We start from the raw sequence: 25,861 nt of genomic DNA on the forward strand, positions 1-25,861 counted from the left end.
AACTACTAACGAATAGTCATCGGAAAGCAGTGCTTTTCTCGATATCGCTGCCGGTCGATACTGGACACACCGGCGCCGCGATCGTGACGCAGGACACAGCGGCCCCGCCCCGCGGCCGTCGTCGCCGGTCCGCCCCTGCACGACCACCGCCCAGCGGCTCAGCCTCCGAGGACCAGCACCCATGACCGTCGAACTCCTGCCGAACATCTTCCCCACCTCGTCCCGCCCCCGCTTCGAGCGGATTCCCGTCCTGTCGTGGCACTCCTCCGGGCTGCGCTGCGCCTGCGGCTCGGCCGAGCCGGACTGCCTGTACTGCTCCGGCCCCGAGAGCGACTGAGGCGGCCGTGGTGTCCGCCCCCGCCGACCGCATCGTGGTCCGCAGTGCCCAGGGCGGCTGGGAGGTGCGAGCGCCCGGTTCCCGCCGGGGCGGCCTGCGGGCGAGCACCCGGGCCGGCGCGCTCCAGTGGGCCTGGAACATCACCCGGGACACCGGGGGCAGGGTCCTGCTGCACCCCGGTGGCACCGCGCCCGGCGGGGCCGTCCCGCACCGCTGAGCCGTCCCCGACCGCCGTTCCCGGTCGGGACCGGATCCGGAGCGCCGAGCGGTCCCGCACCGCTGCGCCGTCCCGGGCCGTGCGCCGCTACAGGTCCGCGAGCACCGAGAACGGGTTCTCGACCGCGTCGGCCACCATGCGCAGGAAGCCGCCGGCGGTGCCGCCGTCGCACACGCGGTGGTCGAACGCGAGCGAGAGCTGGGTGACCTTGCGGACGGCCAGCTGCCCGTCGACCACCCACGGGCGGTCGATGACGCGCCCGATCCCGAGGATCGCGACCTCCGGGTGGTTGATGATCGCCGCGGCCCCGTCCGTGCCGAACACCCCGTAGTTGTTGAGGGTGAACGTGGACCCGGACAGCTCCGCCGGGGAGGCCTTGCCGGAGCGGGCCAGCTCGGTGAGCCGCCGGAGCTCGGCGTCGAGCCCGCGGGCGCTCAGGGTGTGCGCGTCGCGGATGTTCGGCACCACGAGCCCGCGGTCGGTCTGCGCCGCGAAGCCCAGGTTCACGCCGTCGAAGCGCACGATCTCCTGGCTGCCGTCCTCGAGGGTCTCGATCCGGGTGGCGAGCTCGGGGTGGCGGGCGAGGCCGGCGAGGACGAAGCGGGCGACCAGCGCCATGAGCCCCGGCGCGGTCGCCGGGTCCTGGGCCTTGAGCTCGGCGCGCAGCTCCACGAGGCGCGTGGCGTCCACGTCCACCCAGACGGTGGCCTCGGGGATCTCGGTGCGCGAGCGGGTCATGGCCTGCGCGACGACCTTGCGCACGCCCGTGACCGGGACGCGCCCGGCCACGCCCAGCCCCGTGCGCGGGTCCCGCGCGGCCGGCTCCACCGCCGGGGCCGACGACGGTGCGGCGGCCTCCCGCGGAGCCGCCGCCGGGGCGGTGGCCGCGGCCGCGACGTCGCGGCGCAGGATGAGCCCGCCGGGCCCGGAGCCGCGCACGGTGGAGATGTCGATGCCCCGGTCCTTCGCGAGCTTGCGCACGATCGGCGAGATGACGGTGGGGGCCAGCCGCGGGGCCGAGGCCATCGCGTCGTGCGCCGCCCCGGTCGCGGCCGCCTGCTCGGCGGCGGCGGGGGCCGTCCGCCTCGGCCGGCGCCGACGACCGGCCGACCCTCCGGCGGGGGTGCCGTAGCCGATGAGCACGCTGCCGGAGCCCTCGCCGTCGTCGGCGGCCGCGGGGTCCGCCCCGGCGCGCTCCTCCTCGCGGTAGGTCTGCCCGCCCTTCGGTCCTCCGCCCTGCGGGGAGGGGGTCCCGGTCCTGTCCCCGGTGTCCACGGAGATCAGCGGCGCGCCCACGTCGAGGGTCTGCCCGGAGGCGCCGTGCAGCTCGTGCACGGTCCCGGCGAAGGGGCAGGGCACCTCCACGGCGGACTTGGCGGTCTCGACCTCGGCGATGGGCTGGTCCACGGCGACGGTGTCGCCGACCTGGACGAGCCAGTCCACGAGCTCGGCCTCGGTGAGGCCCTCGCCGAGATCCGGCAGGGTGAACGTCTTCACGGTCATGGTCGGTCCTCCCACTGCAGGTCGTCCACGGCGTCGAGGATGCGGTCGACGCTCGGCAGGTAGTGCTCCTCGAGCTTGGGCGCGGGGTACGGGATGTCGAAGCCCGTCACGCGGCGCACGGGCGCGGCCAGCGAGTGGAAGCAGCGCTCCTGCACCCGCGCCACGATCTCCGCCGCCACGGACGCGAAGCCCGGCGCCTCGGCCACGACGACCACGCGGCCGGTCCTGCGCACCGACGCGGCGACCGTCTCGTCGTCGAACGGGACGATGCTGCGCAGGTCCACGACCTCGAGCGAGCGGCCCTCGGCCTCGGCCGCCGCGGCGGCCGCCAGGGCGGTGGGCACGGACGGCCCGTAGGTGAGGATCGTGGCGTCCTGCCCGGCGCGGGCGACGACGGCGCGGCCTTCCCGGTGCTCCGGGGCGCGGTGCTCGTAGCGCTCCTTCAGCTCGGCGAGGTCCACGGGTGCCTTCGACCAGTAGAGCTTCTTGGGCTCGAGGAACACCACGGGGTCGTCGGAGTCGATCGCCTCGCGGAGCATGAGGTAGGCGTCCTCGACGGTGGCCGGGGTGAAGACCTTCAGCCCCGGGGTGTGGGCGTAGTACGCCTCGGAGGAGTCGCAGTGGTGCTCCACGCCGCCGATGCCGCCCGCGTACGGGATCCGGAGCACGATCGGCAGGCGCACGGCGCCGCGGGTGCGGTTGTGCATCTTCGCGATGTGCGAGGCGACCTGCTCGAAGGCCGGGTAGGCGAAGGCGTCGAACTGCATCTCGATCACCGGGCGCATCCGGTTCATCGCCATGCCCACGGCCATGCCGGCGATCCCGGACTCGGCGAGCGGGGTGTCGAAGCAGCGGCTGCGGCCGAAGCGCTTCGTCAGCCCGTCCGTGATCCGGAAGACGCCGCCGAGGGTCCCGACGTCCTCGCCGAAGACGACGACGGCGGGATCGGCCGCCAGCGCGTCGGCCAGGGCGGTGTTGAGCGCCTGGGCGAAGGTGGCGGGCCTGACGGCCGGCGTCCCGCCGGCCGGGGCGGGGGCCTGGAGGGTGCTCACGGTGCGGTCTCCTCTCGGGCGAGCTCGGCGGCGAGGAGCTGCTCCTGCTCGGCGAGCTGCGGGGTCTGCTCGGTGTAGACGTGGCGGAACAGCTCGAACGGGTCCACCTCCACGTCGGCGTTCATGCCGTCGCGCAGGACCGCGGCGACGTCCTCGGCGGCAGCGGCGATGCGCTGCTCGGCCGCGTCGTCGAGCAGGCCCTCCCCGGCGAGGTAGACGCGCATCCGGGTCACGGGGTCCTTGGCGATCCACTCCTGGACCTCCGCGTCGTCGCGGTAGCGGGTGGCGTCGTCGGCGTTGGTGTGCGCCTGCATGCGGTAGGTGTGGGCCTCCAGGAGGAGGGGCTCGGACTCCGAGCGCGCCAGGTCCACGGCGCGGCGCAGCGTGGCGAGCAGGGCCACGAGGTCGTTGCCGTCCACCCGCTCCCCGGCCATGCCGTAGCCGACCGCCTTGTGGGCGAGGCTCGGTGCGGCCGACTGCTGGGACAGGGGCACGGAGATCGCGTAGCCGTTGTTCTGCACGAAGAACACGACCGGCAGCTTGAAGACGGCGGCGAAGTTGAGGGCCTCGTGGAAGTCGCCCTCGCTCGTGGCGCCGTCGCCGCACATGGCCAGGACCACGGTGTCCTCGCCGCGCAGCTTCGCGGCGTGGGCCACGCCCACCGCGTGCAGCAGCTGGGTGGTCAGCGGGGTCGACTGGATGCCCACGTGGTGCTCGTGCGGGTCGTAGCCGCCGTGCCACTCGCCGCGGAAGATCGCCATGACGTCCATGGGCGCCACGCCCTTGGCCATCACGGCCACGCTGTCCCGGTAGGTGGGGAACAGCCAGTCGCCCTCCCGCAGGCACAGGGCCGCGGCCACCTGGCAGGCCTCCTGGCCGTGGCTGGACGGGTAGACGGCCATCCTGCCCTGGCGCACCAGCGCGGAGTTCTGGTCGTTGACCCGGCGGCCGACCACCAGCTGCTCGTAGGCGGCCAGCAGGACGTCGTCGGCGGGCAGCGTGTACTCGTGGCCGGGCTCGGTGCCCTGCTCTTCGGTGGGCAGCAGCCGGCCGGCGGGGTCCACCATCCGGATCTCGCCGCGGGCCGGGAGCATGTACTGCTCCGGCGTGATGCCGAAGGTCTGGGAGGCCCGGAGGATCGGGTCCCCGGGCGTCTCGACGGTCTGGCTCATGGTGTCCCCTCGGTCGGTCCCCGCGCCGGGTGCAGACGCGGGGAGGCAGGAAGGTCGGTGAAATCCTGTCCGCCAAGTATGGGAACGGTGGAGGGTTCGTATCCAGGAACCCGGGAAAGTGCAGAATCCCGGGGGCAACACTGCGGTCCGCGTGGACGAAATGCTCTACTGTGGCGTGGAACACAGTGATTCGTCCGGCACGGTTCCGCCGTGCGCCCGCCCGCCCCTCCCGCCCGACCCCGAAGGAGCCCGCCGTGCTCTCGACCCCCGTGCCGCTGGACGAGACCGACCGGAAGATCCTCGCCGAGCTCTCCCGGGACGCCCGGCAGTCGGTGACCGCGATCGCCGCGACCGTGCACGTCTCCCGCGCCCACGCCTACGCCCGGATCAACCGGTTGCGCGACGAGGGGGTGATCCTGCGGTTCAGCACCGTGGTCGACCCGGTGCGCGCCGGGCTGCAGGCCTCGGCCTACGTGACGCTCAAGCTCCAGCAGAACACCTGGCGGGAGCTGTGCGCGCAGCTCCAGGCCATTCCCGCGGTGCACCACATCGCGCTGGTGGGCGGGAACTTCGACGTCATGCTGCTGGTCCGGGCCGTGGACACCGTGCACCTGCGGCAGGTGATCTTCGAGCACATCCAGCAGCTGCCCGGCGTGGTGGACACGCAGACGTTCCTGATCTTCGAGGACATCGACACGAGGACGTGACCCGCCCCCGCCGCGTTCCGGGAACGCGACGGGGCGTCACCCGGACGTCATGATCCGTCACGGACGTCATCTTCCGTCGCGGAACGACGCCGACTATCTCTGCACATAGTGTTGTTCCAGCTTCATGAGACGTGACCGCCAAGCTCCGACTGGGTCGCGCACCAACCCCATGCTCATTGGGTGGTTCGGATGAGGAAGCGGCCTGCATTCTCCGCGGGCGCCCACCGGGCGCCGCGGGCCGTCCGGTGCGGGTAAGAGCAAGCGCACAGGAGCCGTGCCATGTCCCTCCCCGTGACCGACCACGACCTCTCGACCCGGCAGATCCACGCCGGCGCCGACCACGACCCGGGTCAGCGCACCCTGACGGTGCCGATCTACCAGAGCGCCGCCTTCGAGTTCCCGGACTACGAGGCCGCCAAGCAGATGTTCGCCCAGACCCGGGCGGGCTTCACCTACACCCGCACCGGCAACCCCACGGTCGCCGTGCTCGAGCAGCGGATCAGCGACCTCGAGGGCGGCGCGGGCGCCGTGGCCACCGGCTCCGGCCAGTCCGCCGTGGCCGTGGCGCTGCTCGCCCTGCTCGGCCAGGGGGACGGCAAGCACCTCGTCGCCTCCGAGAAGCTCTACGGCGGGACCGTGGACCTGCTCACCGACTCCCTCGCCGACCACGGCGTCGAGGTCGACTTCGTGGACCCCACCGTCCCCGGCGCGTGGGCCGCGGCCGTGCGTCCCGACACCCGGGCCTTCCTGCTGGAGTCCATCGGCAACCCGCTGGCCACGCTGCCGGACCTGCCCGGGATCGCCGACGTCGCCCGGGCCGCCCGGGTGCCCGTCGTCGTCGACAACACCCTCGCCTCCCCGGTCCTGTACCGGCCGCTGGAGAAGGGCGCGGACATCGTGGTGCACTCGGCCACCAAGTTCCTCGGCGGCCACGGCAACGCGCTGGCCGGGGCGGTCGTGGACGGCGGGACGTTCGACTGGTCCGCGCAGCCGGAGAAGTGGCCGCAGTTCACCCGGGCCCGCGCCCGCTGGGGCGGGCGGAGCCTCGTCGACAAGTGCGCCGGCGCCAGCCCGTACCTGCACCTGGTCCGGGCCAAGTACGTGCACGACTTCGGCACCACGCTCTCCCCGTTCAACGCCAGCCAGATCCTGCAGGGCACCGAGACCCTCGACCTGCGGGTGGCCCGCCACACGGCCTCCGCGCTGACGGTGGCCGAGTTCCTCGCCGGGCACCCCGCCGTCGCCCGCGTCCACCACCCCGGGGTGCCCGGGGACCCCGGGGCCGGGATCGCGGCCCGGGACTTCCCCCGCGGGACCGGCTCCGTGTTCTCCTTCGACCTCGCCGCCCCCGACGACGCCGTGGGGCCCTTCATCGACGGGCTGCGCCTGTTCAAGCTGGTCGCCAACATCGGGGACACCCGCAGCCTCGTGGCGCACCCGGCGGCGATGACCCACTGCCGGCTCACGCCCGAGCAGCGCCGGGCCGGCGGGATCGCCGAGACCACCATCCGGCTCTCGATCGGCCTCGAGGCCCCGCAGGACCTCCTGGCCGACCTCGGCCAGGCCCTCGACCGCGTTCAGACCCTCGGGAAGTGAGCCCCACCATGAGCCAGACCATCAGCACCCGCCGGCGCGGGTTCACCACCACCGCCGTCCACGCCGGCCAGCAGCCCGACCCCCTGACCGGGGCCGTCATCCCGCCGATCTACCAGACCTCCACCTTCGCCCAGGACGGGATCAACGTCCTGCGGGCCGGCCACGAGTACAGCCGCGGCTCGAACCCCACCCGCAACGGCTTCGAGGAGCAGCTCGCGGCCCTCGAGCACGGCGAGCGCGCCTTCGCCTTCGCCTCCGGGATCGCCGCCGAGGACGCGCTGCTGCGGGCCGTGCTGCGCCCGGGGGAGCACGTCGTGCTCGGCGCCGACGGCTACGGCGGCACCAACCGGCTGATCACCCAGGTCCTCGCCCCGTGGCAGATCGGCCACACCCCCGTGCAGATCACCGATCTCGACGCCGTCCGCGCCGCCGTGCGGCCCGGGAACACCAAGGTCCTGTGGCTGGAGACGCCCTCCAACCCGCTGCTCGGCATCGCCGACGTCGCGGCCTGGGCGGAGCTGGCCCGGGACGCCGGTGCCCTGCTCGTCGTCGACAACACCTTCGCGTCCCCGTACCTGCAGAACCCGCTGCTGCTCGGCGCGCACGCCGTGGTGCACTCGACCACCAAGTACATCGGCGGGCACTCCGACGTCCTCGGCGGGGCCGTGGTCGTCGGTCCGGCCGCGTGGCGCGACGCCCCGCTCGCGGAGGCGGTCGGGTTCCAGCAGTTCGCCGCCGGGGCGGTGGCCGGACCCCAGGACAGCTACCTGGCCGCCCGCGGGCTCAAGACCCTGAGCCTGCGCATGGAACGGCACCAGGAGAACGCCGGGCGGATCGCCGAGTGGCTGCTGGAGCGCCCGGAGGTGTCCGGGGTGCTCTACCCCGGGCTGCCCGGGCACCCCGGCCACGCGCTCGCCGCGGCGCAGATGCGAGGGTTCGGCGGCATGGTCTCGTTCCGCCTCGCCGGCGGGGAGGCCGCGGCCCGCGCGGTGGCCGAGGGCACGCGTCTGTACTCGCTGTCCGTGAGCCTGGGCGGGGTCGAGTCCCTGGTCTGCTACCCCTCCGAGATGACGCACGCGTCGGTCAGGGGCACCGCGCTCGCCGTGCCCGTGGACCTGGTCCGGCTCTCCGTGGGGATCGAGGACCTCGAGGACCAGCTGGAGGACCTCGAGCGGGCGCTCGCCGCCACGGGCTCGTAGTCCGCGGGCCGGAGCACTAGCGTGGGCCGCATGAGCACCGGCACCCCGCAGGACGACGCACGGCACGACGACCCACGGCGCGACGACGCCCCGCTCGAGCTGCCCGGGCCCGTGGTGGGCACCGGATGGCTGGCCGAGCACCTCGACGACCCCCGGCTGGTCCTCGTGGACGCGAGCTCCACGCTGAACCGCACCGACGAGGCGATCCCGGGCGCCCTGCTGCTGGACCTGGACGGACCGTTCGCCGACCCGTCCGCGGAGCTGCCGCACACCCTGCCGCCGGCGGAGCAGCTGACCGCGGCGGCCCGGTCGCTCGGGATCTCGCGGACCGGCACGGTGGTGGCCTACGACGCCAAGGGGATCTTCGCCTCCGCCCGGGTGTGGTGGATGCTCCGCGCCGCGGGCTTCGACCGGATCGCCGTCCTCGACGGCGGCCTGCCCGCGTGGGTCGCCGAGGGCCGGCCCACCGCGGCGCACGCGGCGCCGCCCGCCGAGCCCGGGGACGTGGAGCTGGCCCCCCGCGGAGAGTTCTTCGCGGACGCCGAGGACGTGGCCCGCGCCCTGGGGAACCCCGCCGCGACCGTCCTGGACGCCCGCTCCGCCGGCCGGTTCGCCGGCACCGAGCCCGAGCCCCGGCCGGGACTGCGCCCAGGGCACATGCCGGGCGCGGTGAACCTGCCGTACACGCAACTGCAGGGTCCGGACGGGCGGCTGCTCCCGCTGCCCGAGCTGCGGGAGCGGATCGCGGCGGCCGCCCCCGAGGGGCAGCGCCTGGTCACCAGCTGCGGCTCGGGGCTCACCGCGTGCGTCCTGGCGCTGGGGGCGCACCTGGCGGGCCGCGACGACGTGGCGGTCTACGACGGCTCCTGGGCCGACTGGGGCCGGCCGGGCCCGCGACCGGTGGTGGGCCCGGCCTGACCCGGTCGCGGGCCGGGCCGGGGCTCAGCCGCGGACCGGGGCGTCCTCGGGCGCGGTGCTCTGTCCGGCGGCCCGTCCGGGCGCGTCCGGAGCACGGCCGTCGCGTGCGGCAGCGGCGAGGATGTTGCGGGCCATGGACGGGAAGATGAAACCGTGGAAGGGCCACACGCCCCACCAGTAGAGCCGGCCGGGCAGGCCCCTCGGGAAGAAGATCGCCCGCTGCCGGTAGCGGCTGCCCTCGCCCTCGGGCTCCACGGAGAGCTCGAGCCAGGCCCGGCCGGGGGCCCGCATCTCGGCGTGCAGCAGCAGCTTGTGGCCCTCCTCCAGCTCCTCGACGCGCCACCAGTCCACGTACTCGCCCACCTCCAGGTCCGTGGCGTCGCGGCGGCCGCGGTTCAGCCCGGCCCCGCCCACGAGCTTGTCCATGACCCCGCGGACCTGCCACGCCAGGGGCAGGGAGTACCAGCCGTTGCGTCCGCCGATGGACTCGATGACCCGCCAGACCTGCTCGGGCCGTGCCGGGCCCGTCCGGCTGCGCTCGTCGACGAAGACCGTGCGTCCCGCCCAGTCCGGGTCCGAGGGGAGGGGGTCCGCGGCGGCGTCGGAGGAGCTGTAGTGGACGTCCCACGTGGTCTCCACGGAGTTGTCCTCGATCTTCTTCAGGGCCAGGGCCACGGCCCGGCGGTACCCCGCGAGGCCCTCGGGCGGCTGGGGGACGTAGTCGTCGATGTCGTGCTCGTCCGCCACGGCGTCGTGCTGCAGGGACTGCACGAGCGGCACGGCCAGGGCCAGCGGGATCGGGGTGACCATGCCCACCCAGAACCCGGACAGCCGCGGCGCCGGCAGGGGGAGGTGGAACACCACGCGGGAGCGCAGACCGGCGACCCGGGCGTAGCGGCGCATCGCGTCCGCGTAGGTCATCACGTCGCGGGAACCGATGTCGAAGGTGCGGTTGAGGCCCTCCGGCAGGTCCATCGCGTGGACGAGGTAGTACAGGACGTCGCGCACGGCGATGGGCTCGATGCGGTTGGTCACCCAGGAGGGGGCCGGCATGACCGGCAGCGTGTCGCCCAGGTGGCGGATCATCTCGAAGGACGCCGAGCCGGAGCCGATCACCACGCCGGCCTGGAGGACCACCGCGGGCACCGCGCCGGCCAGCAGGATCTCCCCGACCTGCACGCGCGAGCGCATGTGCTGGGACAGCTCCACGCCCGTGGGGTGCAGGCCGGAGAGGTAGACGATGCGCCGCACCCCGGCCCGCTCCGCGGCCTCGGCCACGGTGCGGGCCATCCGGGCCTCCTGCTCCTCGAACTGCCGGGACCCGCCCATGGAGTGCACCAGGTAGTACAGGGTGTGAACGTCCTGACAGGCGGCGGTCATCCCGTCGAGGTCGTTGAGGTCCGTCTCGGCGACCTCGACCTGGTCCCGCCACGGCACGGAGCGCAGCTTGCCGGGAGACCGGACGGCGACGCGCACGGCGTGGCCCGCCTCGAGCATGCGGGGCGCCAGGCGCCCTCCGACGTAGCCGGTGGCACCGGTGATGAGGACGCGCTGGGGAGAGCTCATGGCCTGCCTTTCGTGCGGGTCCCGTGAGCCTACCAACGCCGCCCGACAGGCCCCTGGGCGCCCCAGGGCGCTGCCCGGGCCGCGGGTGGACGCGGAACGGCCGCACCCGGGAGGATGCGGCCGTTGCCGGGGCGCCCGCGCGGAGCGGGCCGGGGGGAGCGGATCAGGGCAGCGCCAGGCGGAACACCTTCGCCCACGCCGAGGCGACCTGCTTGGGCAGGGGGCCCGTGGTGTAGGGCAGCTCGTAGCGCTCGCAGATCTCGCGCACCTTCACGGCGACCTCGGCGTAGCGGTTCGAGGGCAGGTCCGGGAACAGGTGGTGCTCGATCTGGAAGGACAGGTTGCCGGTCATCAGGTGCATCAGCCGCGACCCGGAGATGTTGGCCGAGCCGATCATCTGCCGCACGTACCAGTCACCGCGGGTCTCGCCCTCGATCTGCTCCTCGGTGAAGGTGTCGGCCCCGGCGGGGAAGTGGCCGCAGAAGATCACGGCGTGCGCCCAGATGTTGCGGGCGGCGTTGGCGGTCAGGGTCGCGGTCAGCGCCTGCTTCGAGGAACCGGTCACGGCCGCGGCGGCGGGCGTGGCCACGTAGTCCTTCGCGGCCTGCTTCGCGAACTTCGCGCCGAGGTTCTTCAGCGCGCGATGAAGCTCGGACTTGGGCTTGCGGCCCTCGCGGTAGTCCTCGAGCTCGAGGTCGTAGATCGCGATCCCCCACTCGAAGACCGGGGCGAGCAGAGCGTTGTAGAGCGGGTTGCCGAGGTTCTTGGGCTTCCACTCCTGGTCCTCGTCCATGCGCAGGATGGTGTACCCGACGTCCCGGTCCTTGCCGACCACGTTGGTCCAGGTGTGGTGCAGGTCGTTGTGGGTGTGCTGCCACGCCTTGGCCGGGGTCACGAAGTCCCACTCCCAGGTGGTGGAGTGGATGTCGGGGTCGCGCATCCAGTCCCACTGCCCGTGCAGCACGTTGTGGCCGATCTCCATGTTCTCCAGGATCTTGGCGACGGTCAGCATGCCGGTGCCGGCGATCCAGGCCGGCTTGTGCTTGGCGAGCAGCAGCGCGGCGCGTCCGGCCAGCTCGAGGGAGCGCTGCGTGGCGATGACGCGGCGGATGTAGGCGGCGTCACGGGCGCCGCGGGTGGCGATCACGGACTCGCGCAGGGCGTCGAGCTCGCGGCCCAGCTCCTCGATCTGCGCGTCGGTGAGGTGCGCGGCGGCGGAGGGCTTGGCCCTGCCGGCGGGCCGGCCCTGGTCGAGCAGGAAGGGGGTGATGACAGTCATGGTTTCGCTCCTTCGGGAACGGGATCGGGGGAAGGGGTGCTGAAGCGTGGTGGCCGGAGCTGGTGCTCAGGCGTCGAGGCTGACGGGACCGGCGGCGGTGGACACGCAGGTCTGGACGAGGTGCCCGGGCTCGCCGTGCACCTCGCCGGTGCGGGTGTCCCGGACCTGCCCGGAGAGCAGGGGGGTCACGCACGCGTGGCAGATGCCCATCCGGCAGCCGCTGCGCATCATCAGGCCGGCGTCCTCGCCGGCGGCCAGGAGGGTCGTGGCACTGTCGGCCTCGACCTCCCTGTCGGACTTCTCGAAGGTCACCCGGCCGCCCTCCCCGCCGGAGCCGGGGGCGGAGACGGCGGCGAAGCGCTCGACCCGCAGCTCGCCCTCCTCCCGCTGCCAGAGGGACTCGGCGGCGTCGAGGAAGTCGGCGGGCCCGCACGCGTAGGCGGCGCGGTCGCGCCAGTCGGGGCACGCGGCGTCGAGGTCGGAGGTCCCGGTGAGGTCGAGGCGCCGGTCGCGCTCCCCGGTGAACCACTGGACGAGGCGGAAGCCCGGGAACTGGTCGGCCAGCTCCAACAGCTCCTCGCGGAAGAGGGAGTCCTCGGGCGAGCGCGACGAGTGCACGAGCACGAGGTCGGCGTCCGCGCGACGGGGAACGAGCGTGCGGATCATGGACATGACCGGGGTGAGGCCGCTGCCCGCGGTGAGCATGAGCAGCGGGCGCGGGTGCTCGGGGAGGACGAAGTCGCCCTCCGGCGGGGCGAGGAACAGGACGTCTCCGGGCCGGGTGCCCCGCACGAGGGCGGTGGAGACCTTGCCCATCGCCGTCACCGTGATGGCCGGGTCCTGCCCGGCGCCGGTGCTGAGGGAGTAGGAGCGCCAGTGCCGCACACCGTCGATCTCCACCCCGATGCGCGCCCACTGGCCGGCCTCGTGCGCGTTCCAGCCCTTGCCGGGGCGGAAGCGGATGGTGACCGAGTCGGCGGTCTCCGGCACCACGGAGGTCACCAGGCCCCGGAGCTGGCGGGCGCTGGCCAAGGGGTCCACGAGCCGGAGGAAGTCCTCCGGGGAGCGCGGGGTCGTGAAGGCCGAAGCCAGGCGGGAAAGCAGTCGTATGGATGGCACGTAATAACTGTGCCGCAAATCCGGTCCTGGTTCTCGTCCCGTCACGTACTCTTTCCCGAGAGAAACTGTGGCGCCGGAATGAAAGCAGGACGCGATGGACGCACCGGAACAGCCGGGCCGGACGGACCGGGAGCTGCCGTGGACCTCCTTGCCCCCGGACCTCACCCCCTTGCTCGTGCCCCACCTGCCCGCCGTCACGGAGGAGCTGCTGGACGCCGTGCGCCATGACGTCCCCGTGTACGCCCGCCCGCTCGAGGGGCTGTTCGGGGACAGCATCCGCCAGGGCGTCGAGGTGGCCCTGACCCGCTTCCTGCACCTGCCGGGCACCGCGCAGCCGGCACTGCAGAAGGACGACCGGAGGGTGTACGAGGGGCTCGGCCGCGGCGAGGTGCGGGAGGGCCGCCCCATGGACGCCCTGTTCGCGGCCTACCGCTCCGGGGCCCGCACCACGCTGCGCTCCCTGTCCCGGGTGGCCATGGACGCCGGGTTCGAGGCCTCCGTGCTGATCGGCCTGGCCGAGTCCGTGTTCGCCTACATCGAGGAGCTCTCCGCGGCCAGCGCCGAGGGGTACGCGCTGGAGCAGTCGGAGCGCGCGGGGGAGCGGGACCGGCTGCTGGACGCCCTCGCGGACATGCTGATCCGCGGCCACGTGGTGGAGGAGTCGGTGCGCAGCGCGGCCGCCGCCGCGGGCTGGCCGCTCCCCGAGCGCGTGGTCGTGGTGACGCTGGCCGCCGACCGGCGGGTGGGGCTGCGCTCCCGCCTGGGGGAGCGGGCCCTGCTCACGTCCCGCCCCGGGGACGTCGTGGCCGTGGTCCCGGAGCCCCCGTCCGCGCCCGGGCGCCGGGAGCTGGAGCGCGCGCTCATCGGGCGGGACGCCGTGATCGGCCCGGGCCGGCCCTGGCACGCGGCCGCCGACTCCCTGCGGCTGGCGGCACTGACCCGCGACCTGCTGCAGCGGGAGGAGCCGGCCGGGGGCGGGCCGGTGTGGGTCTCGGAGCACCTCGTGCAGCTCGTGCTGCACAGCGAGCGCACCGTGGTCGAGGACCTCGCCGCGCAGCGCCTGGCCCCGCTGGACGAGCTGCGCCCGGGGCAGCGGGAGCGGCTCGTCGCCACCCTCCTGTCCTGGCTCGCGCACCAGGGCCAGCGCGCGGCGATGGCGGCCGAGCTGAACATCCACGAGCAGACGGTCGGCTACCGGGTGAACCAGCTGCGGGAGGTGTTCGGGGAGGCCCTCGGCGACCCGCAGGCCCGCTTCGAGCTCGAACTCGTCCTGCGGGCGCGGGCCGGGTTCCGCTGAGCCCGGCCCCGTCCCGCCGCGCTCACCCGGTGCGCTTGTAGGACTCCCGCTCGCGCTCGTCGTGCTTGCCCTGCTCCTCGGCGGTGATGGCGCCGCCGCCCAGGTGCGCCGGCATCCACCACGCACCGGGGGCGGGGGTCACCGGGTAGCTCTCGATGCACCGGTCGATCCCGTCCTGCAGCGCGGCCCGCAGCCGCGCGCTCGCGGCGCGGACGTCCTCGTCGGCGGCCACGCTCAGCGGCGGGCCGACGTGCACGCGGACGGGGGTCCGCCACACGTCGCGCAGCCGGATCCTGCCGCGCCCGCGGGTGAGCATCCGGTGCCCGCCCCACACGGAGACGGGAATGATCGGGGCGCCGGTCTCGGCGGCCATCCGCGCGGCCCCGGTGCGCAGCGTGCGCACGGTCCAGCTGCGGCTGACCCCGCCCTCGGGGAACACGGCGAGGAACTCGCCGCGCCGCAGCTTCGCCACGGCCTCGGCGTAGGCGGGGGCACCGTTCGCACGGTCGACGACGACGTGGTCGCACAGCCGGCACACCGCGGTCACCAAGGCGCTGCCGGTGTGCTTGCGCGTGATGAGGAACCGGGAGTGGGCCCGCACCCGGCGCCAGACCACCAGCTGCGCGAAGACGAAGTCGAGGTAGCCGAAGTGGGTCACCGCCACGACCGCGCCCCGGCCGGGCCGGACCTCCCGGTCCAGTCCGTGCACGACCTGGTCGTCCGGCAGGTGCTCCTCGCCCGAGGCGATCAGGGGCACGCGGAAGAGCTTCACCGCGGCGAGCCCGGCGAGCACGATGGTCCGGTAGGCGTACTTGTTGGGGCGCAGCGGCAGGGCCACGGTCCCTCCTCGGGGACGAGGCCCGCGGGCGGGCCGGGAACGGTCTGCGGGACATCGTAGGCCAGCCCGGCCCGTCGGCGCGCCCCCCGGCCGGAGGCCGCTCCCGCGCGGGGTGCCCCCGGAGGACTGCGGTCAACCCCCATACCGTGCCCCCGGGGCCGCGGTCTACGCTGGCAGTACCGCACCGCACCGCACCGACCAGGAGCAACCGATGTCCTACCTTCCTCCGTCCTCTCCCCGCCCCGGTGAGGTCGGCCCCGGCCCGTCCGGTCACGGCGACAGCCCCGGCCACGGGCCCGGTCCCTACGGCTACGGTCCCGGCTACGGTCATGGCCCCGGCGGGCAGCCGCCGCAGTACCGCGCCCAGGGCGACGACCGCACGATCGCGATCCTCACCCACCTCTCGGGCCTGGTCGGCGCGCTGATCTCCGTCGGCTGGCTCGGCTTCGTGGGCCCGCTCGTGGTGTGGCTCGTGCACAGGGACCGGAACCCGTTCCTGCGCGCCACCGCGGCCGGTTCGTTCAACTTCAACCTGTCCATGTGGCTGCTCAACGCGGCCGCGTTCGTGTGCTTCGCGACGATCCTGCTCATCCCGGTGGCGATCGTGCTGTGGCTCGTGGCCGGGGTGCTGCTCGTCGTCTGCCACATCCTGGCCGTGCTCAGGGCCAACAAGGGCGAGGTCTACCGCTACCCGCTGCAGCTGCCGGTGCTGCGCTGACCCGGGCGCTCAGGACACCGGGGCCGGCCGCCGGCCCCGGTGGGCGAGCACCACGAGCCCCACGAGGACGAGCAGCGCCGCACTGAGCCCGTCGAAGCCGACGAGAGCCAGCACCGGGCCGGCGAGCGCGCCGACGGCCGCCCCGGCGAGGTTCATGAACAGGTCCGAGACGCCCTGCAGCTGCGGCCGCTCGGGCGGCGGGACGGCTTCCGCCACCAGGGCCGAGCCCGCCACGGTGGAGGCCGACCACCCCAGCCCGAGCAGGACCAGTCCGACCGTCACCAGCACAGGGGACGCCGAGGCCAGCCAGGACAGCACGAGGGCCGCCGCGAACGCGACCTGGCCCAGCAGCACGACGGGGCGCCGGCCCAGCCGGTCGGCGAGCCAGCCGAAGACGGGGGCGAGGGCGTACATCCCCGCCACGTGCAGGCTGATGGTCAGGCCCACGAGGCTCAACGAGGCCCCCTGGCCGGTCAGGTGCACGGGGGTCATGGACATCAGCGCCACCATGACCGCGTGGCTCAGCGCCACGGTGAGCACGGCCCGGCGGGCGGACGGCGACGAGCGCAGCACCGCGAGCCCGCCGGCGGGCGAGGGCCTGCCCGCCCCGGCCGCCTCGCCGTCGGCGACGGCCAGCAGCAGGGGGTCGGGGCGCAGCCCCGTGAGGTACACCAGCGCCCCCGCGGCCTGGGCCACGAGGGCGATGACGAACCCGCCCGTGAGATCCGGCAGGCCCAGGGCCCGCCCGAGCACCTCCCCCGGCACGAAGAGGTTGGGACCGAGCACCGCGCCGATCGTCGTGGACCACACGACGAGGGACAGGTCCCGGGCGCGGGTCTCGTCCGGGGCGAGGTCGGTCGCCGCGAAGCGGGACTGCAGGTTCAGCGCGGAGCCGGCGCCCAGCAGGGCCAGGCCCACCAGCAGAAGGGGGAAGCTGGACAGGACGGCGGCGCCGATCGTGACGCTCGCGCCGGCCATCGCGGTGACCGCGCCCGTGCTCAGCGAGATCCGGCGGCCGCGGGCCCGGGCGAGGCGGGCCAGGGGCACGGCGAGCAGGGCCGCGCCGAGGGTGTTCATGGTCGCGGCCATCCCGGACCACGCCGGGGAGCCGGACACCTCGGTGACGAGCAGCGCGCCCAGCGCCAGGGTCGCGCCCACGCCCACTCCGCCGAGGACCTGCCCCAGGGCCAGGACGCGCACGACCCTCCGCTGCAGGGCGCGGCGGTGCGCCGTCGTGCTCGTCACGTGCATGGACGTCATCCTAGGCCTCCGGGAAGCACTGCCCCGGGTGCGTCCGGTCCGGCGGTGTGCTTCCATGCTGGTCATGGACTCCCGACCCGACCTCGTGCTCGGCACCGACGGACTGGCCCGCCCGGTCTGGGCCGCGACGGACCCGCTCCTGCGCCGGTACTACGACACGGAGTGGGGCGTGCCGGTCTGCGACGAACGGGGCCTCTACGAGCGGATCTGCCTCGAGGGCTTCCAGGCCGGGCTGTCCTGGGCCACGATCCTGCGCAAGCGCCCGGCGTTCCGCGCCGCCTTCGCGGACTTCGACCCGGACGCCGTCGCCGGCTTCGGCCAGGACGACGTCGACCGGCTGCTGTCCGACGCCGGGATCGTCCGCCACCGCGGCAAGATCGAGGCCGCCATCGGCAACGCCCGCGCCACCGTGGCCCTGCGCGCCGAGGGCGGGCTGCCCGACCTGGTGTGGTCCTTCCGCCCCGCGCGGACCCCCCGCCCGGCCACGGCCGCCGAGGTCCCCACCCGCTCCGAGGAGTCGGAGGCCCTGTCCCGGGCCCTGCGGGCACGAGGCTTCCGCTTCGTGGGGCCGACCACGATGTACGCGCTGATGGAGGCCGTCGGGATCGTGGACACCCACCTGGTGGGCAGCCACCGGCGCGGCAGCTCCGGGGTGTGGCCGGAGCCGGGCGGGCCTGCGTAGGATCGCAAGCACCGATCCCGGCGGCGCCGCGCGCCGCCTCCCGGCAGGAGGTCCGGTCATGTACGACAACAGCCGGCAGCCCAGTGCGGTGCTGCCCCTCGTCCTCGGCACCGTGGGCGCCGTCCTCGTCGGCATGGTGGTGCAGAGGGTGCGCGGGGACCGGGCCGCGGCGCGCGGCGAGGTGCGCACCCGCGGCGACCGCCCGGCGCGGCGGCCCGCGGTCCGGAAGAACCGCCGCGGGCCGGTGCTCTGAGACCGTGACGAGCCACGCGATCAGCTGGGTGGACGTCTTCTCGCCCACCCCCCTGGGCGGCAACCCGCTCGCCGTCGTGCACGGGGCCGACGCACTCGACGAGGGCACCATGGCGCGCTTCGCCCGCTGGACCAACCTGTCCGAGACCACGTACCTGCTCGAGCCCACCCTGCCGGGGGCCGACTACCGGGTGCGGATCTTCACCCCCGGCGGCGAGCTGCCGTTCGCCGGGCACCCCACGCTGGGGACGGCGGCCGTCTGGCTCGCCCTCGGTGGCCGGCCGGCGGGGGAGGACGTCGTGCAGGAGTGCGGGGCGGGACCGGTGACCGTCCGGCGCCGCGGGGACCGGCTGTCCTTCGCCGCCCCGCCGCTGCTGCGCTACGAGCCCGTCGAGGAGCCCGGGCTCCGCGACCGGGTGGCGCGGTCCCTGCGCCTGGATCCCGCGGCGGTGCTCGACGTGTCCTGGCTCGACAACGGTCCCGGCTGGATCGGCGTGCGCGTGGCCGACGCCGCGGCCGTCCTGGGCGTCCGCGCGGACTGGTCCGCCATGGCGGGGCTGAAGCTCGGCGTGGTCGGGGCCCATCCGGCGGGCGCGGAGTGCGCCGTCGAGGTGCGCGCGTTCGTGGGGGACTGGGCGGTGGAGGACCCGGTCACGGGCAGCCTCAACGCGGGCCTGGCCCGGTGGCTCACCGACAACGGCTGGGCCCCGGACGGCTACGTGGCCGCCCAGGGCACCGCGCTCGGGCGCACGGGGCGCGTGGTCGTGGAGCGGGAGGCGGACGTCATCTGGGTCGGCGGCCACGTCAGCCCCGTGGTCCGCGGCACCGTGGAGCTCCAGTGAGCGGCGTGCCGGGCGCCCGCGCTCGGTATCGTGGAGCCATGGGCACCCAGGACATCACCTTCCGCATCCGCAAGTGGGTCAAGCCGGAGGACCTCAACGCCAACGGCACGCTGTTCGGCGGGAGCCTGCTCCGCTGGATCGACGAGGAGGCGGCGATCTACGCCATCGTCCAGCTCGGCAACCAGCGCGCGGTGACCAAGTACATGTCGGAGATCAACTTCGTCAGCTCGGCCGAGCAGGGCGACATCATCGAGATGGGCCTGAGCGCCACCGAGTTCGGCCGCACGTCCCTGACCATGCGCGCCCAGGTGCGCAACATGATCACCCGGGACCTGATCCTCAGCATCGACAAGATCGTCTTCGTCAACCTGGACCGGCAGGGCCGGCCCGCCCCGCACGGCTACACCGAGATCACCTACGACCGGGACCGGATCCCCACCACGGCCCTGCCCGTGGTGGACGAGAGGAGCGTCTGAGATGGGAGTGCATCGGCTGCGCGCCGAGCGGATCACCGACTCCGTGACCTACCACGGCGAGGGCCCGTGCTGGTCCGACCGGTGGGGCGGGCTGCGCTGGGTGGACATGCTCGCCGGCGACGTCCTGTCCTTCGGGGAGGACGGCGAGGTCCTGCGCAAGCACGTGGGGGAGGTGGTCGCCTGCGTGCGGCCGCGGGCCACCGGAGGGGCGGTCCTGGCGGTCGAGACGGGGATCGCGCTCGAGGACCCGGACGGCACCGTCCGGCCGCCGGTGCTGTTCTGGCAGCCCGGCACGGTGCGGATGAACGAGGGCGGCGCGGGACCGGACGGGTCCTTCTACGCCGGCTCCATGGCCTACGACCAGACCGAGGGCGCGGCCACCCTCTACCGCGTGGATCCCGGCCTCGGGTGGGAGGCCGTCCTGGAGGGGGTCACCGTCTCCAACGGCATCGCCTGGTCCCCGGACGGCACGCGCGCCTACTACAACGACACGCCCACCGGGAAGGTCGACGTGCTCGACTGGTCCCCGGACGAGGGCCTGCACCACCGGCGGACGTTCGTGGTGCCGCAGCTGGAGGAGGGGCAGGACGTGCACCCCGACGGGCTGACCGTCGACTCCGAGGGCGCGGTCTGGGTGGCCCTGCACGGCGCCGGGCAGGTGCACCGCTACACCGCCGACGGCGAGCTCGACGTGGTCGTGCAGGTCGGCGCCCGGCAGACCACCGCGTGCTGCCTGGGCGGCCCGGACCTGCGCACCCTCTACGTCACCACGTCCCGGGAGAACCTGGACGCGGACGAGGACCCCGCCGCCGGGTCCCTGTTCTCGGTCCGGGTGGACGTCCCCGGCCTGCCCGTGCTCCCGTTCGCCGGCTGACCGCGGGCCGGGGCCCGCGGTGCGCCGCAGGGCCCCGGCCCGCCGTCTACGATCGGACCCATGACCGAGACCCTCCGGGCGTCCCCGGACGTCGTCACCGGCTCGATCCGCCTGCTCGCCGAACAGGGCTGGGAGGCCACGACCGTGGACCGGCTGGCGCAGGCGGCCGGCATCAGCCGCGCCACGTTCTTCCGCAAGTACGGGTCCAAGGAGGACATCGTCTTCGCGGACCACACCGCGAACCTGGAGCGGCTCGAGCAGCTGCTGGCCCGCTCCGGCGGCACCGCGGGCACGGACCCCGCCGTCGCCCTGCGCGACGGCGTGCTGCTGGTCTTCCGCCACCACCTCGACCACCGGGAGCGCGCCCTCGCGCGCCACGCCCTGCTCCGGCAGGTGCCGCAGCTGCGGGACCGGGAGCTCATCACCTCGCACCGCTACGAGCGCGTCCTGCAGCGCCACCTGCGCTCCGCCCTGCCCGAGACCCCGGGCCGGGCCACGCTGGCCACGGCGCTGTCCGCCGCCGCGGTCGCGGTGCACAACGCCTATCTGCGCGGCTGGCTGCGCGCCCCGGACACCGACCCCTCGGCCGAGCTGGCCGCGCAGACCGAGCGGCTCGCGCGCGCCCTCGTCTCCGGCTTCGACCACGGCGGGAGCGCACCGGCAGCGGAGCCCGCGACGGCCGGCGCGCGGCCCGCCGTCGTCGTCACCGTCCTGGACCCGGGGGCGGGCACGGAGCAGATCCTGGCCTCCGTGCGGGACGCCCTCGGATGAGCCCTCAGAGCTCGTCGGCGAGGACCGCGTAGATCAGCTCGTCGCGCCACTCGCCCAGCTGGCGGTGGCTCTGGCGCAGCGTCGCCTCCAGGCGCATCCCGACGCGCTCGCAGACCCTGGCGGAGCTGACGTTGAGGGCGTCCAGGCTGGCGCAGACGCGGTGGGCCCCGAGCGAGCCGAACGCGAACTCGATCCCGGCCCGGGCGGCCTCCGAGGCGATGCCCTGCCCCGCGTGGTCGGGGTGGACCACCCAGCCGATCTCGATCTGTGCGGCCTCCACGTCCGTGAGCGTCAGGACGATCTCGCCCACGAGCTCGCGCGAGCCCTTGGGGGAGACGGCGAAACGGATGTGGTCGCCGTTCCGGCTCCACGGGCGCAGCCCGCTGTTCTCGGCGAGGGCGCGCTCGCACTCCTCGCGGGTGCGCGGGCCTCGCCACGCGTACTGCGCGTAGTCCTCCCGGCGCTGGTACGAGTACATGGGCTCGAGGTCCGCGGCGTCGAAGCGGCGGAACGCGAGGCGTTCGGTCTCTGGAGGCAGCACGTCGATCATCAGGAGTGAGACTAATGCCTCTGCCCCGATGGCGTCCCCCCGCGTCACTGAGACTCAATACCTTGACGTGATACTCAGTATCAGTCAGAGTGGTGGCGATCACACCACGCGTCAGGAGTCCGTCCATGGCACCCGCCCCGCACGCCCCGTCCTTCCCCTCCACCGTCACGGTCCGCGCCGAGCAGCTGGTGCTGCCCGGCCGGGACGCCCCGGTCGCCCTCGTGCGGCTGGACTCGACGCAGCCCGGCGGGCTGATCATCTGGGGATCCGAGGCCCTGGGGCAGCTCCGGGACGTCCTGCGGTCCGTGGACCAGTCGGCCGTCGAGGCGATCGTGGTGACCGGCAACGCGCGCTCCTTCGGCGCGGGGGCCGATCTCAAGGAGATCCGGCACGCCCAGCTCAGCGGCGCCTCCGACCACTATGTCGGCCTGGGGCACGAGGCCTTCGGCGTCCTCGCCGACGCGGACGTCCCGACCTTCTCCCTGCTCACAGGACAGGCCCTGGGCGGGGGCCTCGAGCTCGCCCTGCACACGGACCACCGCGTGGCCCACCCGCGCACCGGTCCGCTGGGGCTGCCGGAGTGCCGGCTCGGCTTCTTCCCGGGCTGGGGCGGCGTCCACCTGCTCCCGCACCTCGTGGGCCCGGCCGCCGCTCTGCGCACGATCGTGTTCGACTCGATGCGGGGCCGCCACACCAGGGCGCAGGAGGCCCTGGAGATCGGCCTCGTGGACGTCGTGCTCGACGCCGCGCCGGGGACCGAGCAGTGGGACCCCGCGTGGCAGCAGTGGGTGGCCGGCAGGCTCGCCGCGCTCGACGCCGGCGAGCCGCGCCGCCGCGCCGGCACGCCCCGCGACGTGGACGAGCAGCAGTGGCGCGACGCCGTCGAGCAGTCCCGGGCCCGGGCCGAGCGGACCTGGCACGGTGCGGCACCGGCCCCTCTGGTCGCGATCGACCTCGTCGCCGACGCACGGACCGAGACGCGCACCGAGAACGGGGCCAAGGCCGTCGCGGCCTTCGAGGAGCTCGTGCGCGGGGACGTCGCCAAGGCCTCCCTCTACGCCTTCGAGCTGGTCTCCGCGCGCTCCCGCCGGGCCGCCGACGTGCCCGAGGCGGCACCGAAACCCCTGCGCAAGGCCGCCGTCATCGGCGCCGGGCTGATGGCCGGCCAGCTCGCGTCGCTCATCGCGAGCGGCGCCCGGATCCCCGTGGTCATGACGGACCTCGACGACGAGCGGCTCGCCGCCGGCGTGGCCCGGACCCGGGAGCGCTTCGCAGCCCAGGCGGCCAAGGGCCGGATCTCCGCGGAACAGGCCGAGCAGCTCGGCGCCCTGGTCACCGGGGCGGGCGGACCGCAGGACTTCGCCGACGCCGACTTCGTGATCGAGGCCGTCTTCGAGGACCTCGAGGTCAAGAAGAAGGTCTTCGCCCAGTGGGAGGACGTGGTCCGGCCCGACGCGGTGCTCGCGACGAACACCAGCTCCCTGTCCGTGACCGCCATGGCGGAGGACCTGCGGCACCCCGAGCGCGTCGTCGGCTTCCACGTGTTCAATCCCGTGGAGGTCACCCCGCTGCTCGAGATCGTCGCGGGGGAGCGGACCGGTGACGTCGCGCTCGCCACCGCCTTCGATCTCGCCGCGACGCTGCGCCGGACGGCCGTGCGGGTGCAGGACGCCCCGGGCTTCGTGGTCAACCGGGTGCTGACCCGGATGTTCGACGAGGTCGTCCGGGCGGTCGACGCGGGCACGGACGTGGCCGTCGCCGACCACGCCCCCGACCCGCTGGGGCTGCCGATGACCCCGCTGCGGCTGCTCGACTTCGTGGGGCCGGCGGTGCTCCACCACGTCGGCGGCACCATGCACCGGGCCTACCCCGGGCGCTTCGCGCGGTCCCCGTGGATGGACGCGGTGGTCGAGGCCGGGCTCACCCACGTCCTGCCGACCGAGCGCTCCCCGGAGACGGGCGCGGACGGCTATCTCGCCGCCGAGGCCGCCCGGCTGCTCGAGCGGACCCGTGCCGAGCACCCCGGGCTCGCCGCGCACGCCCCGGCCGGCGCCGAGGAGCTGCTCGTCCGGATCCAGGACGCCCTGGCCGAGGAGATCGGCGCGATGCTGCAGGAGGGCGTCGTCGCCGGCCCCGAGGACGTGGACCTGTGCATGGTCCTCGGCGCCAACTACCCCTTCCACCTGGGCGGGATCACCCCGTACCTCGACCGCGTGGGCGCCGCCGAGCGCGTCCTCGGCCACCGCTTCCACCGTGACTGATCCGGCACCATCCCTCCATCCGACCGCAGAACGAGCGAAGGATCCTCCGATGACCGCCACCCCTGAGACCGGCGCGGATCTGTTCCCCGCCGGCACCGTCGAACCCGACTACGTCCTCGACCAGGCCCTGGACACGGACGTCGCCGGTGCCTTCGAGTCCATCGCCGACGTCGACCGGGAGTACTGGGTGCGCGCCCGGGCCTTCGTCCAGGAGGACCTGCTGCCGGTGATCGCCGGGCACTGGGACAGCTCCGAGTACTCCCTCGACCTCGTCCACCGGCTCGGTGAGCTCGACCTGCTGCGCGACGGCGTGGCGGTCGACGGCTACGGCACCATGTCCAAGACCGCCGCGGGGCTGGTCAGCATGGAGCTCTCCCGCGGGGACGGCTCCATCGCCACCGTCTCCGGCGTCCAGGGCGGACTCGCGATGCGCTCGATCGCGATGTGCGGCTCCGAGGAGCAGCGGCAGCGCTGGCTGCCGCGGATGGCCACCGGCGAGCTGCTCGGCGCGTTCGCCCTCACCGAGCCCACCCACGGCTCGGACTCGGTGAGCCTCGAGACCCGGGCCACGCCGGTGGACGGCGGCTGGGTGCTCAACGGCGAGAAGAAGTGGATCGGCAACGGCTCCATGGGCGGGATCACCGTGGTGTGGGCACGCTCCGACGAGGACGGGCAGGTCCGCGGGTTCGTGGTCCCGCAGGAGAGCGACGGGTACACCGGCACCACCATCCGCGGCAAGCTCGCCCTGCGCGCCATCCACCAGGCGCACCTGCGTTTCGAGAACGTCTTCGTCCCCGAGGAGAACGTGCTGCCGGAGGCCCGGTCCTTCAAGAGCACCGCCGCCGTGCTCTTCGCCACCCGGGTCAGCGTGGCCTGGGGCGCCGTCGGGCACGCCCAGGCCTGCTACGAGACCGCCGTGCAGTACGCCGGGCAGCGCCGGCAGTTCGGCCGGCCGCTCGCAGCCTCCCAGATCGTGCAGGAGCGGCTGGCCCGGATGCTGAGCGAGCTCACCCAGATCCAGCTGCTCGTGGCCCGGATGACCGAGCGGGAGGAGGCCGGGACGCTCACGGGCGAGCAGGCCTCGCTGGCGAAGTACACCTCCACACGCGCCGCCCGCTCGATCGCGGCGAACGCCCGCGACCTCATGGGCGGCAACGGCATCCTGATCGAGAACCGCGTGGCCCGGCACTTCGCCGACATCGAGGCCCTGCACACCTACGAGGGCACCGAGACCATGCAGGCCCTGATCATCGGGCGCAGCATCACCGGGCTCTCGGCGTTCGCCTGATCCCGGGCACCGGCGCGTCCGCGGACACGACGACGCCCCGGCCGGCCGGCCGGGGCGTCGTCGTGTCCGCGAACGCGCTCAGGAGAGCGGGTCGCCGCCGCCGTGGAACGAGTCGTTGCTCGAGTCGATCTCGTCCTTGAACTCCGGGTCCCCGGGGACGTCGAGATCGGCGAGGGCCTCACCCATCCCCGGCTCCTCGGGCGGGATCTGCTCGTCGCCCGCCTCGTAGCGGGCCTGGGCCGTCTCGTCGCGCAGCTCCTGCTCGGACGGCACCACGGGGTGGGCCGGGTCCACCCGCTCGTCCTGCACGTCGACCTCGACGCCCTCGATGAGCGGATCCTCGCGCCAGTTGTCGGGGTCGACCTCGGCGGCGCCCTCGTAGGTGTCGGGAGTTTCCGGCAGTTCTTCCGGTGAGGTGCTCATCTGCTGTCCTTTCGGTTGGCGGTCACAGGTGTGTCATCAGCCTACGCACGAACCCGTCCGTGCCCAGGGGTCGCGGCGTGCGTTCGCGCACCGCGTGCACGCCCCTGCGCACAGCACCTGCGGCACCCGGAGCGGAGGTGTTCCCGTCACCGTGCCCGGCCCCCTCCACGAGCCATCGAGCGTTTTGACGCTCCGCGGAGCGCTGTGTAATGTATTCCGAGTTGCCGCGGGGAACGCGAGAGATCGCCCGCACGGCAGCAGCCGAATCCGGCAGATCGACCCCTCGAAACCTCCTGGCCAGCACCGTTCCACGGTGACGGGCCAGTTGCGCGGAGAGCACGGGGCCGGTACGCTGGTGGAGCTGTTCCGGGCAGTGACGAGACATCGTCCCGACCGGCAGCGGCCGAATCCGGCAGATCCGATCCCCTCCTCCTGAACACCTCGACCGCCGCTGCGCGGTGGCCGAGTGGTCCGGGAGAAGAGCTGGGAGAGGGTAGGCTGAGGAGGTCGCCGCGGGCAGGACGAGGAATCGGAGAGCCCGGGCAGGACAAAGAATTTTACGAGTTTCGGGGCCTTGGGTGGTTCTGGTTCTTGGTCTGTTGTTTGAGAACTCAATAGTGTGCCATGTTTGTTGATACCAAATGTTTTGTTTGGTTGATGGGAT

26 protein-coding genes and 1 riboswitch are annotated in these 25,861 nt (G+C 74.0%); of the genes, 16 read left to right on the forward strand and 10 right to left on the reverse strand.

All coding sequences use genetic code 11. From position 1 onward, the window contains the following. Positions 1-181: 181 nt before the first annotated feature. On the forward strand, positions 182-337 hold the full coding sequence (locus RE027_RS16375; RefSeq protein WP_368809347.1) for a hypothetical protein: 156 nt from the start codon (positions 182-184) through the stop codon (positions 335-337). Positions 338-347: 10 nt separating this feature from the next. Further along, positions 348-554, forward strand: a complete 207-nt coding sequence (locus RE027_RS16380; RefSeq protein ID WP_368809348.1) for a DUF2188 domain-containing protein — start codon at positions 348-350, stop codon at positions 552-554. An 87-nt stretch (positions 555-641) separates the two neighbouring features. Here RE027_RS16380 and RE027_RS16385 read toward each other — a convergent pair whose 3' ends face one another. From RE027_RS16385 to RE027_RS16395, 3 genes are read right to left on the reverse strand one after another with little or no spacing between them, the layout of a single operon-like run. Beyond that, the gene (locus RE027_RS16385) at positions 642-2,057 is read right to left on the reverse strand and encodes a dihydrolipoamide acetyltransferase family protein (protein ID WP_368809349.1); all 1,416 of its coding nucleotides are present in this window, start codon (positions 2,055-2,057) and stop codon (positions 642-644) included. After that, positions 2,054-3,109, reverse strand: a complete 1,056-nt coding sequence (locus RE027_RS16390; protein WP_368809350.1) for an alpha-ketoacid dehydrogenase subunit beta — start codon at positions 3,107-3,109, stop codon at positions 2,054-2,056. Before RE027_RS16390 ends, RE027_RS16385 begins: the two co-directional genes overlap by 4 nt. Further along, positions 3,106-4,281, reverse strand: coding sequence for a thiamine pyrophosphate-dependent enzyme (locus RE027_RS16395; RefSeq protein WP_368809351.1), 1,176 nt, complete (start codon positions 4,279-4,281; stop codon positions 3,106-3,108). Before RE027_RS16395 ends, RE027_RS16390 begins: the two co-directional genes overlap by 4 nt. A 254-nt stretch (positions 4,282-4,535) precedes the next feature. Here RE027_RS16395 and RE027_RS16400 point away from each other — a divergent pair, with 254 nt between their 5' ends. The 4 genes from RE027_RS16400 (at position 4,536) to RE027_RS16415 (ending at position 8,701) form a co-directional block, all read left to right on the forward strand. Continuing rightward, the gene (locus RE027_RS16400; protein WP_368809352.1) at positions 4,536-4,988 is read left to right on the forward strand and encodes an Lrp/AsnC family transcriptional regulator; all 453 of its coding nucleotides are present in this window, start codon (positions 4,536-4,538) and stop codon (positions 4,986-4,988) included. A 120-nt stretch (positions 4,989-5,108) separates the two neighbouring features. Then, a riboswitch (SAM riboswitch) is annotated at positions 5,109-5,218 on the forward strand. A 49-nt stretch (positions 5,219-5,267) separates the two neighbouring features. Continuing rightward, positions 5,268-6,584 (forward strand): O-acetylhomoserine aminocarboxypropyltransferase/cysteine synthase family protein, encoded by a 1,317-nt coding sequence (locus tag RE027_RS16405; protein ID WP_368809353.1) that lies wholly within the window; start codon positions 5,268-5,270, stop codon positions 6,582-6,584. A gap of 8 nt (positions 6,585-6,592) precedes the next feature. Further along, positions 6,593-7,783: a cystathionine gamma-synthase gene (locus tag RE027_RS16410; protein WP_368809354.1), complete on the forward strand. Its 1,191-nt coding sequence runs from the start codon at positions 6,593-6,595 to the stop codon at positions 7,781-7,783. Between the two features lie 30 nt (positions 7,784-7,813). After that, complete coding sequence (locus RE027_RS16415) at positions 7,814-8,701, forward strand: sulfurtransferase (RefSeq protein ID WP_368809355.1); 888 nt, start codon at positions 7,814-7,816, stop codon at positions 8,699-8,701. A 24-nt stretch (positions 8,702-8,725) separates the two neighbouring features. Here RE027_RS16415 and RE027_RS16420 read toward each other — a convergent pair whose 3' ends face one another. The 3 genes from RE027_RS16420 to RE027_RS16430 all read right to left on the reverse strand — a co-directional run bounded on the left by RE027_RS16420 (position 8,726) and on the right by RE027_RS16430 (position 12,665). Then, on the reverse strand, positions 8,726-10,267 hold the full coding sequence (locus RE027_RS16420; protein ID WP_368809356.1) for an SDR family oxidoreductase: 1,542 nt from the start codon (positions 10,265-10,267) through the stop codon (positions 8,726-8,728). 163 nt (positions 10,268-10,430) lie between these two features. Continuing rightward, entirely contained in the window at positions 10,431-11,546 is a 1,116-nt protein-coding gene (locus RE027_RS16425; RefSeq protein ID WP_368809357.1) for a fatty acid desaturase family protein, read from the reverse strand. Positions 11,547-11,612: 66 nt separating this feature from the next. Next, complete coding sequence (locus RE027_RS16430) at positions 11,613-12,665, reverse strand: ferredoxin reductase (RefSeq protein ID WP_368809358.1); 1,053 nt, start codon at positions 12,663-12,665, stop codon at positions 11,613-11,615. A gap of 94 nt (positions 12,666-12,759) precedes the next feature. Between RE027_RS16430 and RE027_RS16435 the strand changes: the two genes are divergently transcribed. Next, positions 12,760-13,962, forward strand: a complete 1,203-nt coding sequence (locus RE027_RS16435; protein ID WP_368809359.1) for a PucR family transcriptional regulator — start codon at positions 12,760-12,762, stop codon at positions 13,960-13,962. A 22-nt stretch (positions 13,963-13,984) separates the two neighbouring features. Here RE027_RS16435 and RE027_RS16440 read toward each other — a convergent pair whose 3' ends face one another. Beyond that, positions 13,985-14,800, reverse strand: a complete 816-nt coding sequence (locus RE027_RS16440; RefSeq protein WP_368809360.1) for a lysophospholipid acyltransferase family protein — start codon at positions 14,798-14,800, stop codon at positions 13,985-13,987. 211 nt (positions 14,801-15,011) lie between these two features. Between RE027_RS16440 and RE027_RS16445 the strand changes: the two genes are divergently transcribed. After that, a complete protein-coding gene (locus RE027_RS16445) occupies positions 15,012-15,518 on the forward strand; it encodes a DUF4870 domain-containing protein (RefSeq protein WP_368809361.1) in 507 nt (168 codons plus the stop codon). A 9-nt stretch (positions 15,519-15,527) separates the two neighbouring features. Here the strand turns inward: RE027_RS16445 and RE027_RS16450 are convergent, their stop codons facing one another. Continuing rightward, positions 15,528-16,778 carry an MFS transporter gene (locus RE027_RS16450; protein WP_438612445.1) on the reverse strand — a complete coding sequence of 417 codons (1,251 nt, stop codon included), beginning with the start codon at positions 16,776-16,778 and terminating at the stop codon, positions 15,528-15,530. Positions 16,779-16,833: 55 nt separating this feature from the next. On the opposite strand from RE027_RS16450, the gene RE027_RS16455 reads away from it, so the two are divergent. The 6 genes from RE027_RS16455 to RE027_RS16480 are packed head-to-tail and all read left to right on the forward strand — an operon-like array spanning position 16,834 to position 20,675. Continuing rightward, complete coding sequence (locus RE027_RS16455) at positions 16,834-17,460, forward strand: DNA-3-methyladenine glycosylase I (RefSeq protein WP_368809363.1); 627 nt, start codon at positions 16,834-16,836, stop codon at positions 17,458-17,460. Positions 17,461-17,518: 58 nt separating this feature from the next. Then, on the forward strand, positions 17,519-17,713 hold the full coding sequence (locus tag RE027_RS16460; protein ID WP_368809364.1) for a hypothetical protein: 195 nt from the start codon (positions 17,519-17,521) through the stop codon (positions 17,711-17,713). A gap of 4 nt (positions 17,714-17,717) precedes the next feature. Further along, positions 17,718-18,554 carry a PhzF family phenazine biosynthesis protein gene (locus tag RE027_RS16465; RefSeq protein ID WP_368809365.1) on the forward strand — a complete coding sequence of 279 codons (837 nt, stop codon included), beginning with the start codon at positions 17,718-17,720 and terminating at the stop codon, positions 18,552-18,554. A gap of 38 nt (positions 18,555-18,592) precedes the next feature. Further along, positions 18,593-19,030, forward strand: coding sequence for an acyl-CoA thioesterase (locus tag RE027_RS16470; protein WP_368809366.1), 438 nt, complete (start codon positions 18,593-18,595; stop codon positions 19,028-19,030). A 1-nt stretch (position 19,031) separates the two neighbouring features. Then, on the forward strand, positions 19,032-19,904 hold the full coding sequence (locus RE027_RS16475) for an SMP-30/gluconolactonase/LRE family protein (RefSeq protein ID WP_368809367.1): 873 nt from the start codon (positions 19,032-19,034) through the stop codon (positions 19,902-19,904). Positions 19,905-19,964: 60 nt separating this feature from the next. Beyond that, positions 19,965-20,675, forward strand: coding sequence for a TetR/AcrR family transcriptional regulator (locus RE027_RS16480; protein ID WP_368809368.1), 711 nt, complete (start codon positions 19,965-19,967; stop codon positions 20,673-20,675). Positions 20,676-20,679: 4 nt separating this feature from the next. On the opposite strand, the gene RE027_RS16485 is transcribed toward RE027_RS16480, so the two are convergent. Next, positions 20,680-21,225 (reverse strand): GNAT family N-acetyltransferase, encoded by a 546-nt coding sequence (locus tag RE027_RS16485; protein ID WP_368809369.1) that lies wholly within the window; start codon positions 21,223-21,225, stop codon positions 20,680-20,682. Positions 21,226-21,350: 125 nt separating this feature from the next. On the opposite strand from RE027_RS16485, the gene RE027_RS16490 reads away from it, so the two are divergent. Then, positions 21,351-23,486 carry a 3-hydroxyacyl-CoA dehydrogenase NAD-binding domain-containing protein gene (locus RE027_RS16490; protein ID WP_368809371.1) on the forward strand — a complete coding sequence of 712 codons (2,136 nt, stop codon included), beginning with the start codon at positions 21,351-21,353 and terminating at the stop codon, positions 23,484-23,486. Between the two features lie 49 nt (positions 23,487-23,535). Then, complete coding sequence (locus tag RE027_RS16495; protein ID WP_368809372.1) at positions 23,536-24,774, forward strand: acyl-CoA dehydrogenase family protein; 1,239 nt, start codon at positions 23,536-23,538, stop codon at positions 24,772-24,774. A gap of 78 nt (positions 24,775-24,852) precedes the next feature. Here the strand turns inward: RE027_RS16495 and RE027_RS16500 are convergent, their stop codons facing one another. Then, on the reverse strand, positions 24,853-25,197 hold the full coding sequence (locus RE027_RS16500; RefSeq protein ID WP_368809373.1) for a hypothetical protein: 345 nt from the start codon (positions 25,195-25,197) through the stop codon (positions 24,853-24,855). Positions 25,198-25,861: the final 664 nt, after the last annotated feature.

This window comes from Kocuria sabuli, from assembly GCF_040981185.1.
Taxonomy (GTDB): domain Bacteria; phylum Actinomycetota; class Actinomycetes; order Actinomycetales; family Micrococcaceae; genus Kocuria; species Kocuria sabuli.